Origin of the sequence: Pseudomonas californiensis (genome assembly GCF_021147775.1) — a bacterium.
Taxonomy (GTDB): Bacteria; Pseudomonadota; Gammaproteobacteria; order Pseudomonadales; family Pseudomonadaceae; genus Aquipseudomonas; species Aquipseudomonas californiensis.
Map to the genome: position 1 here is coordinate 99,063 of NZ_JAGTPK010000010.1, position 15,236 is coordinate 114,298.

Genomic DNA, 15,236 nt, shown 5'->3' on the forward strand with positions numbered 1-15,236 from the left:
AATGACAGAGAGGCGGCTGATGCCGCCCCTCCAGACTGATTACTTCAGTCCATTGAAGAAATCATCCGCCTCGCCTTCAAGGTAGTTGATAATTCGCGCCCTGTTACGCTCAAGCGTCGCGGAATTGAACTCGACGCCTTTTGCCATACGTTTGATACTCAGCTCGGAAAACTTCCACTTCCAGAACAGGGCTCCGCCCGAGTCACTTCTGTAGACGCAGTGCATGGAAAGCAAATAAGTAACCGGTATACCCGAACCCGATTCAATACATGGCATGACTCTGAAGATCGTATTCAGACCGCGCTTGCTCTGGCTTTCGAACAGCTTCATCAGCGGCTCGTTCTGTTGCAGTTTGTCCAGCACTGAGCTCATGAGCGCGATAACGGCTGCCGCGTTTGGCCCTGCGATCGAGCTGATCAGATCAATAACGATGGAGTCCATCGTCAGCGATTTATCGCTCGTTGTGTATTCACCATACTCATGCCCGCCGGTGCCCAGCCAGCCCGCTTGCAGCATAGCTGCCGAATAGTGTTTCAGAAATTCAATGGGCTGCTCTTCGACACTTGCCTTGCTGCGCGCAACCACTTCGGCAAACTCTACGCCCAGCATGACTGCTTCGCGATTCTTCTCGCTGACACCATCGGCAAATGCGATGATCGCTGGCGCGTCTTTACTCACCTTGGCGATGTCATCGTCGACACCCTGAACAACATCATCAACAGCGTCTATCGACACGAACATCGCATGACGAGGTCGTGGGGCCAGCACAGGAAGGCCCTGAAAAAACTGGTCGCTTTGCTCGGTTGTCGGTAACGTAATAATTTCACTGGTTGTCATTTTCTGCAATCCTTGCATTATATTTCAGAACGGCGGCAACTCATGTAACCGCCAGCCAAACCTAGACTCAAACATGTTCAACTTCAACATCAAACTCTTTACCAACCATGACCTGTAATCCCGGACTTTCAGATCCACAAGATTCTGAGCCGTGTCGCTCATTGCACACTTGCCTTAATGTTCGCAAAGCGTCTTAACGTGACAAGAGTATTTTAGCCCGCACAACACCCATCACGTTCGTTCAAACAGTGATCGCACGTATCAGACCCTGCGCTCTGCCACCCAGATAACGTACTACCTCATCGCGGTGTGCCTGATAAATCTTCCTGCTGAAGACGTAGCTGCCTCCTTTGAAGTGAAACAACAGCCGCCGGGTTCCAGCAGAATACGTGTCAGTACTCACATGCAGGCTGCACAGCAGGATCAGTATTTCATCGGGACCATGTCGCTTGCATGGCACCACCTGAAAACTGCCCAGATGTCCTTGATCGAAACCTCCTAGAAAGTAGGCTTCTGCGGCTTGAAAAATACCCATCGCGGCGAACGATCGCTTCACCATCTCCGCCAGATCATCATGACCGGGCAGTCCCGATACCCTGAACGCTGCCGTCATAAGATCCTGCACACTGCTTACAACCAGCGAATCCCCTAATACCAGACCGGCTGTTTGCAGCCCACGAGCGCCGAGTCTGTTGCGGTAATAGTGCATCCAGCTGCTCCATTGCTCCTGAAAGCCGAACTGCCGGTCCGCAAAAAGCTGCGCATCGAGCAGAACGTCCTGAACATCAGACCGCTCCTCATCAGAAAGCCCCGGCAGGAAAGCCGCCATACTGGGTACATCGCCCAGATAAACTGCGTTACTCGTCCCTGAATACATCGTGTCGCCCTCCTTGCCAAACCGCGAGGCTACAGCTCAATGACACGCTTCAGCGCATGGCGCGACAGCGCCTCGCCCACAGCGTCACGAAAAGGATCGAAAGCCCTGCGACTGAACCGGAAAGCACCACCCGCAACATCAACTATCATTTGACCCGACAGCGCCTGCCAAAAGAGAAAAGCTGGCCGAAGTGCTGAAGTGGTCAACTGCAGGCCACACATCATGAGCGTGACTTGGTCGTCGTTGTGTCGAGTGCACGGCACCACCTGGAAGCTCTCCGAACGACCAGAAGTGAACCATGAATTGAAAAAGGTCTGGGCGTGATCACTCGCGACGAGTGCCTCGAGCGATGCCCGGAACAGGTCACGCAGCTCGGGCGAATACAGGCTGGAGCGCAACGGCAATCTGTCGAGATCGCGCAGGCTCTGGATCTCCAGCCGGTCGTCGTCCAGCCGCTCATGAGGTCGAGCGCCGCTGGCGCTTATCGACATCTGGTACTCATAGAACCAGGGACGCCATGAGCGCTTTGAGGTGTGTTGCTCATCGGCTTTCAACTGGGCATACAGCAGGCAGTCCAGAATATCCTGTCCAAGGTCTGGCGATATACCATGGCCGAACGATACGAGGCTGGTGCCCGACAGAATACTTCGCTCAGGACTGGACATCGGCAACCCCCTCGAAGCGCTTCAACAAGACGGCACGTCTGGCCGACAGACTTACATCGAAGGCTTCGCGAAACTGCGCATAGACCTGATCCATCAACCTCATCGAATAGCAGGTCAATTCGATATTGCCACACACCTCGTCCGGGGCCAGGGTTTCGAACAGGAAGCCGGAGGTCAACGACTGGCGCGTAGTGAAGTAAAGCTGAGCCAGACCAAGGTTGCGGTGGGCACCGACATAGCCTATTTGCAGCGCCACAGTAACCTTGCCCTGCCTGGATTCACTACCGACTTCAAGCGGATCGTGCACGGCAGCACTCACCGCCAGCACCTGACTGTTGAGCAGGCGAACTGCCTCTTGCCCGGGAGTTTGAGCCCAGGCTTTGCGTACGCGCCGCTCAGCATGATCGATAGCGTCATTCGGGACCAACCCTGCCAGTGCTCTGTTGGCCCAACCCCAGACGGTATCTGTCTCATCAGCGGGCAAGGATTCACTGACATGCTCAGTTGCCTTCATGACCCAGCCAAAGCGCAGTGCTGCAGCAAGCCAGGTTTCATTCCATTTGTGAAATTCGGCGAACTTCCTGTGCTTTTTCACTGCGGCCAACTGCACATACAGCAGCGAATCCAGAACATCGTTTTGCTGATCAACTTTCTGTTGTTCCGGAAAAAACAGCAGACAGCCCGCATTGACGACGGCACCGTTGAAAACCTGTTCCATGGACAGCTTCCTTTTCATCCAGAGAACGGAGACGCCAGGCGCCTCCGTGAATGCGTGTGTCAGATATCAAACGCTTCGATTGCACTTTTGGCGTTGGCATCCAGCTTGCTCTGAACGGTATCCCGTACACCGTTATAAACACGGGTGTTGAACACCAGGCTGTTTTCACCGAGATACGTTTCCACCTGGCTGTCCTGCCATTCCCAGAACAATACGTTGGTGACCTCACTGTCTGCCTGGAAGCTGACCCCGGCCATCGCCAGTGTCACAGTCCCATCCGACGACTCCGCGCAGGACGCAATACGAAAGCTGCCACCCCGGTGCGTTTTGGAGTGCTTTTCAAACAGCCGCAGCGGCTCTTTTTTGGCGCTCAGTGCCGTCACGGCATCCTTGGCGACTTTCAGCATTGCCAACGAGGCAGGACCTGGCAGGGCCGCAGCGGCGATGGCGGAGCCCAGAATCTCAAGGCCGACTTCATCCATGCTGAATCGCTGTTGAGTGGCACGATAGCGTGCGTAACGCCAGTGGCTGGACAGCCAGCCCATGACTGCCAGTGTTTCATTGAATTTGCCGTACCACTGGTCGCCCTGCGTTTCAGGGTTGAATGCCTTGTTGGCGGTCAGCGTGGCAAGCAACAGGGAATCCTTGACGTCTTCCTTGTTCTGACGCGACACGCCCTCGGCAAAGGCAACAACGCTGCCCCCGACTATGGCACCTTCGGCTTCCTCAACGCTCTCAATGCCGTCAACCACTGTCGACATCTCAGGCAGCGGTGCCATGAAAGCCATCGGGGTGGTCTGCGGCATCAGTTGCTCGACCAACGAACGCGAGCCATCGGCCAGGGTGCAGGCGGCAATGTAGCCACGTTGTGAACTGTTATCCATGATCGTTACTTCCCTTTAATTTCATTAATCCATTCATTCAAGCGTCCTGGTGGACAGAGGCGAGATTAGTGAATTAATCGAAACGAATGTTCAGCCACTTTTCAGGACATGCGAGTGTTTGAGCAGTCGCAAAACGCCAACAACGTAAAACATGCACATTTCATCCAGACGATTTCAGCCCTTGGAACAGGGCAGCAAAGAACATTCCTGGATTAGCTGAGGAATTCAGCTACGGGCGGCATAGAAAGGCAGGTGCCAATTCGCTCACCACGTCCGGCGATTGACTAGCCTCAGGTTGCCGTAGGGCGACTGGTTTTCGGCATTTCCCCACATGTCATTGAGGAAATGCCGACACTGCCAGCGTCACTTGGCTGGTTTTTCACCGTACCAGCGTGGCGTGTACACCCAATTACCGCCCTCGTTGCGAGGGAACACACAGGTAAGGGACGAGCCGATCAGCACCATGGTGCGCATATCCACTTGGTCCGGGGTCAGCTCACCCAAGGTGATGACACGCAGCGTTTGCCCCGGACGACCAATATCGCGCCCAAGTGTGACCGGGGTTTGCGGATTTCGATGCTGGCGCACGATTTCCAGTGCCCGCCCCAGTTGCCACGGCCTTGAGCGGGAAATGGGGTTATAGAACGCCAGCGCAAGATCCGCCTGACAGGCAAGGTCCAGGCGTTTTTCGATGATGTCCCACGGTTTGAGGTTGTCCGACAGCGACAGAACGCAGAAGTCGTGGCCCAGCGGCGCCCCGGCCTGGGCGGCGGTGGCCAGCGAGGCAGAGACACCGGGCAGGATTTCCAGCTCGACGCGGTGCCACTCAGGGTCAGCGGACTCATGCAACGCCTCAAGCACCGCCGACGCCATGGCGAAAACACCGGGATCGCCAGACGAGACCACGACCACCGAGCGCCCTTGCGCAGCGAGGTCGAAGGCGTGCCGCGCGCGCATCATTTCTTCACGATTGTCGGTGCAATGCAGCACCTGATCAGCACGAAACGGCCCAGCCATACGGACATAGGTTTCATAGCCGAGCACATCATTGGCGCGCGCGAGTTCTGCCTTGACCGCAGGCACCATCAGATCAGCTGCGCCGGGGCCGAGGCCGATCACCGCAAGCCGACCCCGGCCACGGCCGATCTGTTGCACATCCAGAGGCTGTGCAGCGATGGCGATCGCCATGTCGCTGCTCAGTGCAACCGGGGGCAGCAATTGAGGCACTGCGCCCATGGCCATGTCACTTGCCGACCCGGCAAGTGCGAAACGCAGCGTGATACCCAGCTCAGCGGCGGCATGATGCAATTGTGCGTTGGCCATGTGCGTGTCAGGCGCCAGCAGGCAGGCCAGCGATTGCTCGGCGATACGTGCATCGCGCAAGGCAGAGCGGACCTGGTCGGCCAGCCCGGCGCTGATTGTCGTCACCGCCACCAGCACGCAGCGTGGGTAGATCTGCAACTCGTTGAGCGACGGCTCACGCAAGGCACAGTCCACATGAATCGCCCGCTCAGCGTGCGGGTCTTCAGGCAATTGCGCAGCGGCCAGCCACGGCGCTTCACCTTCGATACGAACTGGCTCGCCAGACAGCAGGTCGGAAACGAAGCGCTTGCCCAGTTCGAGATCGCCCAATGCATAGCCGCCTGGAGGATTCAGCAGGCAGGTGCCAAAGCGCAATTCGCCACTGGTGGTGATCGCAGGAGCAACGCCAAGGCCGCTCGCAAGAGCCCGTGCCATGACATTTACACCGCCCAGGCCGCCCAGCAATGGCACTACCGCGCTACCGTCTTCGGCCACCGCCAGCACGGGCGGCTCTGCGCCTTTTTCCAGCAGCAGCGGGGCCAGCGTGCGAATCACGATGCCCGCGGCACACAAGGCAATGATTGGCGTGTTCTGTTGGTACAGCTGACGCAGGGTGGCGCCAAACTCGCGGTAGGTGCTGTCAGCGCCCTGTACACGATCAGCCAGCCCATGGATCAACGCGTCGGGATACAGCTGCTGAATCCGCCGCGCCGTGGCAAAGCTGCCGTTGCCCAGAATGACAATGGCCGGAGTGTGATCGGTCATCAGCCTTGCCACCTGTCGCCAGGGACAATAATCAGCGAAAAATACGGTGACGACATCGGGTCGACCTGATCCAGCGGCACGATTTTCTGATTGGCCATGGTGGCTCGCTCGACATAAAGCGCACGCTCAGCCATGCCCAACTCTGTCAGCACTTCGCGGACCTTGTGGAAGTTACGGCCCAGTTTCATGATCACGGCGGCGTCGGCATCCGCCAGCTTGCGTTTCAGGTCCTCATGGGACAACACACCGGACAACACTGACAGGCTCTGATTGCGGTACACCAACGGTGCGCCGAGCACCGACGCGCCACCGAGCATCGAACACACACCAGGGATGACCTCGGCTTCGTAACGCTCGGCCAGACGGTCGTGCAGGTACATGTAAGAACCGTAAAAGAACGGGTCGCCTTCACAGATCACGGCCACGTCGCGGCCTGCATCCAGATGCGCTGCCACTTGCAGGCTGGATTCGTCGTAAAAGTCGCTGATGACCTTTTCGTAAGACAGCGGCGCCGGCAGTGCTTCGGTGGTCACCGGGTAAACCAGCGGCATCAGGGTCTGAACATCCTGCAAGTGCGCTTCGATAATCCCGAAGGCGTTGCCCTTTTTGCCCTTGGCCACGAAGTACGCCACCACCGGCGATTCACGCAGCAGGCGCAAGGCTTTGACAGTGATCAGCTCCGGGTCGCCGGGGCCGACACCCAGGCCAATCAATCGACCGCGTGCCTGCATCATTCGATCTCCGTGGCCAGTGCATTGACGGCAGCGACCGCCATGGCGCTGCCGCCACGACGGCCCTGCATGATCACGAACGGCACGCCTCGGCTGTCGGCAGCAAGCATCGCCTTGGATTCGGCGGCGCCCACGAAACCGACCGGGAAGCCGAGAATCAGTGCCGGTTTTGGCGCGCCCGCATCGAGCATTTCCAGCAGATAGAACAGCGCCGTCGGCGCATTACCGATCACCACCACGCTGCCTTCGAGATGCGGCCGCCACAATTCGAGAGCCACGGCAGAGCGGGTGTTGCCCAGCTCCAGCGCCATCTCCCGCACACCTTCGTCATGCAGCGTGCAGATGATCGGGTTATTGGCGGGCAGCCGGGTGCGCGTAATACCTTCAGACACCATGCGCGCATCGCACAGGATCGGCGCACCGGCAGCCAGAGCGTTGCGCCCGGCCGTACCGGCACCCGGCGAGAAGCGCAGGTCTTCAATGACCTCGACCATTCCGCAGGCATGGATCACGCGCACGGCGAGTTTTTCCAGGTCGGCAGGGATCGTGTCCAGACGCGCTTCGGCGCGAATGATCGAGAAGGAGTTGCGATATATCTCCTGACCATCGCGGATGTAGTCAATCATGCAGTGTTGCTCCGTGAGTCGGCGTTCAACTGCGCACCGACTGCTTCAATAGTAAGGTCACGCGCGCGCAGCTCACCAAAACCACTCTGGGCTGCGTCGCGATAATAAAGGTCATATCGGCCAGGCGAGACGGCCAGCAGGGTCACCGGCGCGACATGAGCGGCCGCGCACGAGCGATTGCACCCGGTCAGATGCACCGCCTGGCTGTCATGCAACAACGTAGCCAGTTGTCGGGCATCGCCCTTGGTGTCGGCCAGCCCTTTGGCACACCCGGCAGAGCCTGTGCACGCTACGATCTGCGCCAGCGGTTGATCGACCGAACCGATCAGGCCAGCCGCCTGCAACGCCACCATCACGCCCGCAGCCCGCTCGGCCGGCACGTTGGGCAGCAACAGGCTTTGCCAGGGGGTCAGGCGCAAGGTGCCGTCGCCCTGATCAAGCGCCAGTTGCGCCACCGCTGAAAGCAGCTGGGTATTCAGACGCCCCAGCGGCACAGCGGCACCCACCGCCACCAGACCCGACTGAGCCTGTGGATAAATACCGATGTGCCGGTTTTGCTGAATCGCTGGGCGCTGCCAGCAGGTGATCGCAGGATCTACACGCAACTCCGTCTGTAAACGCGTTGAAAGCTGGCGGAGGATATCCTCTACCGGGACTTCGGCCAGCAGATGGCGCATGCGGGTTTGCTCAGGCCGGGCCAGATCAACAAACAGCTCCAACAAGGCGACCACCAGCGCCCGGCCCTCGGTCAGTGGCACTGCGGCCAACGGACGATCATGTGCGGGGCAACCTGCCAGCCCGAAACCGAGCAGCACTTCGCCATCGTGTACCAGCGCTGAAAGCCATACGTCATGTGGATGGTCCAGCATGACCAGTGCTTCGCCCGCATCCAGCGACAACGCGAATTTGGGTGACAGCTCGTGAAAGCGCGGATGGGTCTCCAGTGCTTCGAGGATCTGCGCAGCCAGCGGGCGGGCATCGAACAGCATCTGTGGATCGAGCCCGGCCGTCGGGCTGAGCATCAGGTTGCGAACATCGTCACTGTCGGGACTGGATGGCCCGAGACCTGCCGCCATCACAGTTTCGATCAAGCCATCGTGATCGGCCCCGATCCCGCGAATCTGCAGGTTGGAGCGGTTGGTGGCCTCGATCACGCCGCCGCCAAACGCCTGAGCGGCCTGTGCTACCACCACCGCCTGGTCGGCACGGATCACACCACCTGCCAGTTTGATCCGGCAGATGCCACCGTCCAGCGCCGGGACGATACGCAGCAACCCCGGACAGGCCGAGGGGCGTAGCGTTGCGGAGGCTGTGCGAGCGTACTTCTGCTCGTTCAATGGATCACCCGGTATGAACTGGCTGGAACTGGACGTGGATTAGAGCACTTGTACCCCGTTGGGCGCGGTATTATGCCTGCTTTGTCCGCAGGCATGAAAAGGCGCTCTGTCGGAAGTTCGGATTGAGGTGTGTACATGTCACCGTGGCTGACAGTCGTGGGAATCGGAGAGGACGGTTACAAAGGCCTGGGCAGGAACGCCCGGCACGCTCTGTTGCAGGCCGATCAGGTGTTTGGCGGCCCACGTCAACTGGCGTTGCTGCCGCCCTGCATTCGTGCGGAGCGCCGAGCATGGCCGAGTCCGTTTTCTCTGAGCCCGGTGCTGGAACAGCGTGGCGCCGAGGTATGCGTACTTGCCAGCGGCGACCCGATGCTGTTTGGCGTGGGTGCCAGCCTGGCAAAGGTCGTCGCCATTGAAGAAATGCGCGTTCTGCCAGCACCCTCTTCCTATTCGTTGGCTGCCGCACGGTTGGGCTGGCCTTTGCAGGATGTGGTCACGCTATCGGTGGTCGCCCGGCCAGTCGCAGCACTGAACGCCCATTTCCACCATGGCATGCGTCTGCTGGTGCTGAGCAACGATGGCAGCAGCCCGGCGATCATCGCAGGTCTGCTGCGTGAGCGGGGCTACGGTCCCAGCCAGATGACCGTGATGGAGCACTTGGGCGGCGAGTCTGAAAGACGCGTCGACGGATTGGCCAGCGAATGGGGCAATCCTGACATTGCAGCACTTAATCTGGTCGCAATCGACTGTCGTACCGACGCGACAGCCCTGCGCCTGAGCCCTCTTGCGGGCCTGCCAGACAACGCCTTCGAGCATGACGGCCAGATCACCAAGCGCGACGTACGCGCCATCACCCTCGCCCGCCTTGCCCCGGTGCCCGGTGAGCTGCTGTGGGATGTCGGCGCGGGCTGTGGCTCCATCGGCATTGAATGGATGCGCGCCCACCCGACCTGCCGTGCCATGGCCATCGAAGCAGACGAAGGCCGCCAGCAACTGATCGAATTCAATCGCGACGCCCTCGGCGTGCCAGGCCTGCAACTGGTACGCGGCCATGCGCCACAAGCCCTCAACGGCCTGGAACGCCCCGACGCGATTTTCATCGGCGGCGGCGTGACGCGTGTTGGCGTGCTGGAAACCTGCTGGGAGCAGTTGCGCTCCGGCGGCCGTCTGGTCGCCAACGCCGTGACCCTGCAAAGCGAAACGGCGCTCATGAACTGGCGTGAAAAGCATGGCGGTGAGCTGACCCGCATCCACGTCGCGCACGCGAAGCCGTTGGGCGAATTTGATACCTGGCGTCAGGCGCTGCCGATCACGTTGCTGGAAGTGGTCAAACCCTGATGCGTGAGGAAACCGCAGAACAGCCCGCCCCTCTGCGCAGCGGCCTGACCACGGGCAGTTGCGCGACTGCAACCAGCCTGGCGGCGGCGCGGCTGCTGCTCGGCGGGCAGGCCTGCGACGCGGTCGAGATTGTCTTGCCCAAAGGCAAACAGGTGCAGATGCGCCTGGAATTCTGCCGCCTTGTGGATAACTTCGCCGAAGCAGGCACGCTCAAGGATGCCGGTGACGATCCTGACGTGACACATGGCGCGCTGGTATATGCCCGGGTCCGGCTGCGAGCTGTGCCAGGCGTAAGCTTCGTGGCGGGAGCGGGCGTTGGCACCGTGACCCGCCCGGGTCTGGTACTGGACGTCGGTGAGCCGGCCATCAACCCGGTGCCTCGGCGCATGATGACCGAGCACCTGATGCAGTTGGCGGTGGAGATGGCGCACCGCGGTGGCTTCGAGGTAACGATTGGCGTTGAAGGCGGCGAAGCCCTGGCCCTGAAAACCATGAACCCGCGATTGGGCATTCTTGGCGGCCTGTCGATTCTGGGCACCAGCGGCATTGTCCGGCCGTTTTCCTGCGCCGCCTACATCGCTTCGATTCATCAAGGCATTGATGTCGCCACCACCAACGGCTATCTGCACATCGCCGCCTGCACCGGCAACGCCAGCGAAGACACCATGCGCCGCGTGTACAACATTCCAGACATCGCCCTGATCGAAATGGGCGATTTCGTCGGTGCTGTGCTCAAGCATCTGCGCAAGGTGCCGGTGGACAAGTTGAGCCTGTGCGGCGGCTTCGGCAAGATCAGTAAACTGGCTGCCGGCCATATGGATCTGCATAGCCGTCACTCCAGCATCGACCTGCCACAACTGGCGACCTGGGCTGCAGACGTCGGCGCGAACGAGCACTTGCAACAACAGATTCGCGACGCCAACACCAGTCAGCAGGCCCTGGCCATGAGCGCCGCAGCGGGGATCGCGCTGGGCGATGCGGTCTGTCAGCACGCGCTGGATTTTGCCCGCAGCGTGGTGCCTGGCCAGGTTCAGGTAGAAGTGTTCGCCATTGACCGCCAGGGCGGTATCGTCGGACGCGCAGGCGTTGAACAGGCCGAGGGGCAATCATGAAGCGGATTCTGTTATTGGGTGGTATTACCGAAGCGCTGGCCATCGCCCGGACGCTTGGACCAGAGCACATCTACAGCCTCGCAGGCGTGGGCCGGGTGCCCACCGACCTCGCGTGTGACTTGAAGGTCGGTGGCTATGGCGGCGCTGAGGGCATGGCGCAATTCATCCGCGAGCAGCGGGTTGATCTGCTGCTGGATGCCACCCATCCCTATGCCGCTCAAATCAGTCGCAATGCTGCACTCGCAGCGCAGCTGGCAGACATTCCATGCTGGGCATTGCGCCGTACCGCCTGGCAGGCTGGCCCCGAGGATGACTGGCGCGAAGTGGCCGACTGGTCAGAGCTGGTGGCAGCACTGGCTCCCTTCGAACGCCCACTGTTTACCCTCGGCCGTGAGCCACTGCAGCACCTCGACGAGATCCCGGCGCACCAGTTCTGGACCCTGCGCGCACTTGATCCCTACCCTGGCAACGAGCGCTGCGACGTGATCGGTGCGCGTGGTCCTTTCCTGCTGGAAGACGAACGTCGCCTCTTCGAACAACGCAATATCGACGTCTTGATCAGCAAAAACAGCGGCAGCAGCTCCACCGAACCCAAACTGGACGTAGCCCGCGAACGCGGCATGCCCGTCCTGATCCTCAAGCGCCCCGAACTTCCAGCCGTCGACCGGGTACTGTGGAGCGTCGAAGAAGTGCTGAGTGCGTTAGCGCAGTAACGTCGAGGCCGCCTGTTCGCGAGCAAAGAGACAATAGCCATGCTTTCACGGGACAGCACCGGGCGGCCTTGCGCTTGATGGCGAAGGCGACCTGCCCATGATGATCTGATGCACGCAGCACTGAATGACATTGCGTTGGCCTATGGCATGACGCATAGCGCACGCGACACCCGACCACAGCCTGGCCTTTTTACTTATTCTCTGGATTCAGGCTAAATGACAGGGTTTATCGCTAACAAGAACGGAAACTGTCATGTCCCCACGCCGGACGACATCGGTCTGGATTGCCTGCTTTGCAGTGCTGTTCAGCCTGTTGGCCATCCCTCTGTCACCGAATACGCCTCAGGCTTCGGGTGAGCAGGCGCTGTGGAGCACGTTCTGTAGCGGTGGCGGGACGCGTCTGGTGGCGGTTTCCCTGGGCGAGGCGCCGCACAGTATTCCCGAGCAACCGCGCCATTCGGCGATGCAGCACTGCCCTTGCTGTTCGGGCTCGGTGCTTGTGGTTATCCCGTCTGGCTTCACCCATGGTTTGGTTGCTCGCCTGGAGGAAGAACCCTTTCCGCCTGCCATTTTCCTGATTCACACGCCACCACGTCCGCAATGGCCGAGCGCCAATCCTCGAGCCTCTCCACCGGTCTGATCCGCTGTCCTCGCGTTGCAACGCACCTGACTGGTTTGACCGGAGATACCCCAATGCTGAAAAAAGCCCTCGTGCTGGCCGCGTTACTGCTGCCTGCCTGTTTCGCCCATGCCCATCAATACACCGCAGGCCCGTTGCTGATCGGTCATCCCTGGTCCATGGCATTGCCGCCCAACGCGCCGACGGTCGCGGCGTATTTCACCATCGAGAACAAGGGCGACAGCGCAGACCGTCTGCTCGGCGTGGATACCCCGATTGCCGGTCAGGCGCAGCTGCACGAGCATGTTCAGGCTGACGGTTTGATGAAAATGCAGCACGTAGCGGCCGTTGACGTTCCAGCCGGTGCCACGGTGAGCTTCGCGCCCATGGCCTGGCACGTCATGCTGCTCGATCTGAAAGACCGCTCGAAGCTGATCGCTGGCGAGCGCTTTCCACTCGTCCTGCATTTTGAAAAAGCCGGGGATGTCGAGGTTCAGGTTGTGGTCGTAAAACAGGCCCCCGAACCTCAACACGCGCACTGAGTAGCAACCAACCTTGAGCAGCCCGCGTCGCGAATCGTCTTCCGTCAGCCCTCGTAGCACACGAGGCGCCTGGCTGAGCCTGTTCGCCATGTTGATGATCTTTATCGGCCCACTGGTTTCCCAGTCGATGCCGATGGATCAGCACGCCAGCATGCCGATGCCAGGCTCGATGTCTCACCCGATGCCTGGCTCGATGCCCGGCTCGATGGACATGCCGGCTGAAAGCCACGCCCATCATGCTGACAATGCCGCCACCAAGCCTGCCGATGCAGGCATGAGCGACCATGCGCTGTGGGCCAAATGCGGTTACTGCACGCTGTTGTTCAGTTGCCCGGCACTGTCCCGAGTGCTGGTGCTGGTCGCCGCCACGCCGCCACGACCGGCAGACTTCTTCGCTGCCGCTCTCCAGCAGGGACATGCGCAACGATCAGTGTTCCCCAATGCCCGAAGTAGGGCACCACCAACGCTCCAGACAGTGTGAATTCAAAGATTCCACGACCTCCTGCAGCTCAGATCTGCAGGCGGGTTGTGCTGTGTTGTCCCTATTCGGGAGCGTCAACCGTGTCAAAACCCACCGTTTCTTTTTACAACCTTGCCTGGCGATGGCACTTCTATGCCGGTCTGTTCGTTGCGCCGTTCATGATTCTGCTGTCGCTCACCGGGATCATTTACCTGTTCAAGCCGCAGCTGGACAACCTGATGTACGGCGACTTGCTGAACGTGACGCCGACGCACCATCAGATCAGTGCTGATGAGCTTAAACAGCGGGTGCTGAGCACCTACCCTCACGCCGCGATCAGCAAATACTTCCCTCCGGTGAGTACCGAAGGCAGCGCGCAGTTTGTCATTCGTGATCAAGGTAACGAGCTGAATGTATTCGTCGACCCCTATCGCGGCACGATTCTGGGCAGTCAGGACGCTACGAAAAACCTGCAGGCGATTGCCCGGGCGCTGCACGGCGAACTGATGATCGGCACGCTCGGCGACCGTCTGATCGAGCTGGCCGCAGGCTGGGGCATCATGCTGGTGATCTCCGGGCTGTATCTCTGGTGGCCGCGTGGAACCCGTGCAGCCGGCGTGCTCTGGCCACGTCTGACCCAACGTGGACGCGTGCTGTGGCGCGATCTGCATGCGGTGACGGGCTTCTGGGGATCGCTGATTCTGCTGTTCATGCTGCTCAGCGGCATGACCTGGACTGGCATGTGGGGCAAGCAGTACGCAGCGGTCTGGAATACCTTCCCCGCGGCCATGTGGACTGACGTGCCAAAATCCACGCAACTGGCAGGTGAACTGAACACCGCGAGCGCGCAGACCGTGCCGTGGGCGCTTGAAAACACGCCCATGCCGCAGTCTACCGGCGAACATGCCGAGCACATGCATCAACACGGAATGTCATCCGGTCCTGCGGCGCCAAAAGTCACCCTGCAGCAGGTGGTCGAGATTGCCAGCGCGCGCGGGATCGAGCCGGGCTACAGCATCACCGCACCGAAAACTGCCGAAGGCGTGTTCACGGTGTCGGTGTTTGCTGACGACCCGCGCAACGACGCAACGCTGCACATTGACCAGTACAGCGGCAAGGTACTGGCCGACGTCGGCTGGCAGGATTACAGCCTGGTTTCAAGGGCCACTGAGATGGGCGTGATGCTGCATGAAGGGAAGTTTTTCGGCTGGATCAATCAGTTACTGATCTTCCTCGCCTGCCTGATGATCCTGCTCAGCGCGGTCAGCGGACTGGTGATCTGGTGGAAACGACGCCCGCAGGGAGGCTTGGGTGCACCACCGTTGCGCCACGACTTGCCACGCTGGAAAACAGCGATTGTGATCATGTCCGGTATCGCCGTTGCGTTCCCACTGGTAGGCGTTTCGCTGGTGGCGGTATGGCTATTTGATCGAATAGTTTTTTCCCGCTTTGCTAAATCCTCGGCAGCAGCTTAAATTGCACGCGGCGAGGCCTGAAATCGGCGGGCGGTTTTGTGATGAATTCCTCACCTGATCGGTTCAGGCCTCGCTCGATACAAATGTTTTTAAAGCCGCCTTCGCGGACTGTGTGAAACGCAATTGAAACGCCCCGACTTGTCGGGGCGTTTCCTTTTATGTAGTCAGCAGGAGAAAAAGCGATGCCTACCCGGACAACGCCAAGGGCGAAATCTAGGCGTTGACCCTGTCCAAC

General features: G+C 59.9%; 16 protein-coding genes. 7 read left to right on the forward strand and 9 right to left on the reverse strand.

Translation table 11 applies throughout. The features are described 5' to 3' along the window. Positions 1-39 precede the first annotated feature (39 nt). The 9 genes from KDX37_RS12065 to cobG all read right to left on the reverse strand — a co-directional run bounded on the left by KDX37_RS12065 (position 40) and on the right by cobG (position 8,742). A complete protein-coding gene (locus tag KDX37_RS12065) occupies positions 40-855 on the reverse strand; it encodes a hypothetical protein (RefSeq protein ID WP_231652941.1) in 816 nt (271 codons plus the stop codon). A 223-nt stretch (positions 856-1,078) separates the two neighbouring features. After that, a complete protein-coding gene (locus tag KDX37_RS12070) occupies positions 1,079-1,714 on the reverse strand; it encodes a hypothetical protein (protein ID WP_231652942.1) in 636 nt (211 codons plus the stop codon). A gap of 29 nt (positions 1,715-1,743) precedes the next feature. Then, positions 1,744-2,379 (reverse strand): hypothetical protein, encoded by a 636-nt coding sequence (locus tag KDX37_RS12075; protein WP_231652943.1) that lies wholly within the window; start codon positions 2,377-2,379, stop codon positions 1,744-1,746. Continuing rightward, on the reverse strand, positions 2,366-3,097 hold the full coding sequence (locus tag KDX37_RS12080) for a hypothetical protein (protein WP_231652944.1): 732 nt from the start codon (positions 3,095-3,097) through the stop codon (positions 2,366-2,368). Before KDX37_RS12080 ends, KDX37_RS12075 begins: the two co-directional genes overlap by 14 nt. A gap of 59 nt (positions 3,098-3,156) precedes the next feature. Then, the gene (locus KDX37_RS12085; protein ID WP_231653024.1) at positions 3,157-3,858 is read right to left on the reverse strand and encodes a hypothetical protein; all 702 of its coding nucleotides are present in this window, start codon (positions 3,856-3,858) and stop codon (positions 3,157-3,159) included. A 486-nt stretch (positions 3,859-4,344) separates the two neighbouring features. Further along, a complete protein-coding gene (gene cobJ / locus KDX37_RS12090) occupies positions 4,345-6,048 on the reverse strand; it encodes a precorrin-3B C(17)-methyltransferase (protein ID WP_231652945.1) in 1,704 nt (567 codons plus the stop codon). Next, entirely contained in the window at positions 6,048-6,779 is a 732-nt protein-coding gene (locus KDX37_RS12095; RefSeq protein WP_231653025.1) for a precorrin-2 C(20)-methyltransferase, read from the reverse strand. The genes cobJ and KDX37_RS12095 overlap by 1 nt, the downstream gene beginning before the upstream one ends. Continuing rightward, positions 6,779-7,405 (reverse strand): precorrin-8X methylmutase, encoded by a 627-nt coding sequence (locus KDX37_RS12100; protein WP_003368856.1) that lies wholly within the window; start codon positions 7,403-7,405, stop codon positions 6,779-6,781. The genes KDX37_RS12095 and KDX37_RS12100 overlap by 1 nt, the downstream gene beginning before the upstream one ends. Beyond that, positions 7,402-8,742: a precorrin-3B synthase gene (gene cobG / locus KDX37_RS12105; protein ID WP_319941694.1), complete on the reverse strand. Its 1,341-nt coding sequence runs from the start codon at positions 8,740-8,742 to the stop codon at positions 7,402-7,404. Before cobG ends, KDX37_RS12100 begins: the two co-directional genes overlap by 4 nt. A gap of 135 nt (positions 8,743-8,877) precedes the next feature. Between cobG and cbiE the strand changes: the two genes are divergently transcribed. The 7 genes from cbiE (at position 8,878) to KDX37_RS12140 (ending at position 15,001) form a co-directional block, all read left to right on the forward strand. Continuing rightward, positions 8,878-10,080, forward strand: a complete 1,203-nt coding sequence (gene cbiE, locus KDX37_RS12110) for a precorrin-6y C5,15-methyltransferase (decarboxylating) subunit CbiE (protein WP_231652946.1) — start codon at positions 8,878-8,880, stop codon at positions 10,078-10,080. Beyond that, entirely contained in the window at positions 10,080-11,192 is a 1,113-nt protein-coding gene (locus KDX37_RS12115) for a cobalt-precorrin-5B (C(1))-methyltransferase (protein WP_231652947.1), read from the forward strand. Before cbiE ends, KDX37_RS12115 begins: the two co-directional genes overlap by 1 nt. Continuing rightward, positions 11,189-11,905 (forward strand): cobalt-precorrin-6A reductase, encoded by a 717-nt coding sequence (locus tag KDX37_RS12120; RefSeq protein WP_231652948.1) that lies wholly within the window; start codon positions 11,189-11,191, stop codon positions 11,903-11,905. The genes KDX37_RS12115 and KDX37_RS12120 overlap by 4 nt, the downstream gene beginning before the upstream one ends. A gap of 253 nt (positions 11,906-12,158) precedes the next feature. Further along, positions 12,159-12,545, forward strand: a complete 387-nt coding sequence (locus KDX37_RS12125; protein ID WP_231652949.1) for a DUF2946 domain-containing protein — start codon at positions 12,159-12,161, stop codon at positions 12,543-12,545. A gap of 53 nt (positions 12,546-12,598) precedes the next feature. Then, positions 12,599-13,066 (forward strand): copper chaperone PCu(A)C, encoded by a 468-nt coding sequence (locus KDX37_RS12130; protein WP_231652950.1) that lies wholly within the window; start codon positions 12,599-12,601, stop codon positions 13,064-13,066. A gap of 13 nt (positions 13,067-13,079) precedes the next feature. Beyond that, a complete protein-coding gene (locus KDX37_RS12135) occupies positions 13,080-13,547 on the forward strand; it encodes a DUF2946 domain-containing protein (protein WP_406642112.1) in 468 nt (155 codons plus the stop codon). A gap of 80 nt (positions 13,548-13,627) precedes the next feature. Then, positions 13,628-15,001, forward strand: a complete 1,374-nt coding sequence (locus KDX37_RS12140; RefSeq protein ID WP_231652951.1) for a PepSY-associated TM helix domain-containing protein — start codon at positions 13,628-13,630, stop codon at positions 14,999-15,001. The last annotated feature ends 235 nt before the right edge of the window (positions 15,002-15,236 follow it).

Bases quoted from the DNA above. Each gene is read 5' to 3' on its own strand.
- KDX37_RS12065 (WP_231652941.1), bottom strand. From the start codon at position 855: ATGCAAGGATTGCAGAAAATGACAACCAGTGAAATTATTACGTTACCG.
- KDX37_RS12070 (WP_231652942.1), bottom strand. From the start codon at position 1,714: ATGTATTCAGGGACGAGTAACGCAGTTTATCTGGGCGATGTACCCAGT.
- KDX37_RS12075 (WP_231652943.1), bottom strand. From the start codon at position 2,379: ATGTCCAGTCCTGAGCGAAGTATTCTGTCGGGCACCAGCCTCGTATCG.
- KDX37_RS12080 (WP_231652944.1), bottom strand. From the start codon at position 3,097: ATGGAACAGGTTTTCAACGGTGCCGTCGTCAATGCGGGCTGTCTGCTG.
- KDX37_RS12085 (WP_231653024.1), bottom strand. From the start codon at position 3,858: ATGTCGACAGTGGTTGACGGCATTGAGAGCGTTGAGGAAGCCGAAGGT.
- cobJ (WP_231652945.1), bottom strand. From the start codon at position 6,048: ATGACCGATCACACTCCGGCCATTGTCATTCTGGGCAACGGCAGCTTT.
- KDX37_RS12095 (WP_231653025.1), bottom strand. From the start codon at position 6,779: ATGCAGGCACGCGGTCGATTGATTGGCCTGGGTGTCGGCCCCGGCGAC.
- KDX37_RS12100 (WP_003368856.1), bottom strand. From the start codon at position 7,405: ATGATTGACTACATCCGCGATGGTCAGGAGATATATCGCAACTCCTTC.
- cbiE (WP_231652946.1), top strand. From the start codon at position 8,878: ATGTCACCGTGGCTGACAGTCGTGGGAATCGGAGAGGACGGTTACAAA.
- KDX37_RS12115 (WP_231652947.1), top strand. From the start codon at position 10,080: ATGCGTGAGGAAACCGCAGAACAGCCCGCCCCTCTGCGCAGCGGCCTG.
- KDX37_RS12120 (WP_231652948.1), top strand. From the start codon at position 11,189: ATGAAGCGGATTCTGTTATTGGGTGGTATTACCGAAGCGCTGGCCATC.
- KDX37_RS12125 (WP_231652949.1), top strand. From the start codon at position 12,159: ATGTCCCCACGCCGGACGACATCGGTCTGGATTGCCTGCTTTGCAGTG.
- KDX37_RS12130 (WP_231652950.1), top strand. From the start codon at position 12,599: ATGCTGAAAAAAGCCCTCGTGCTGGCCGCGTTACTGCTGCCTGCCTGT.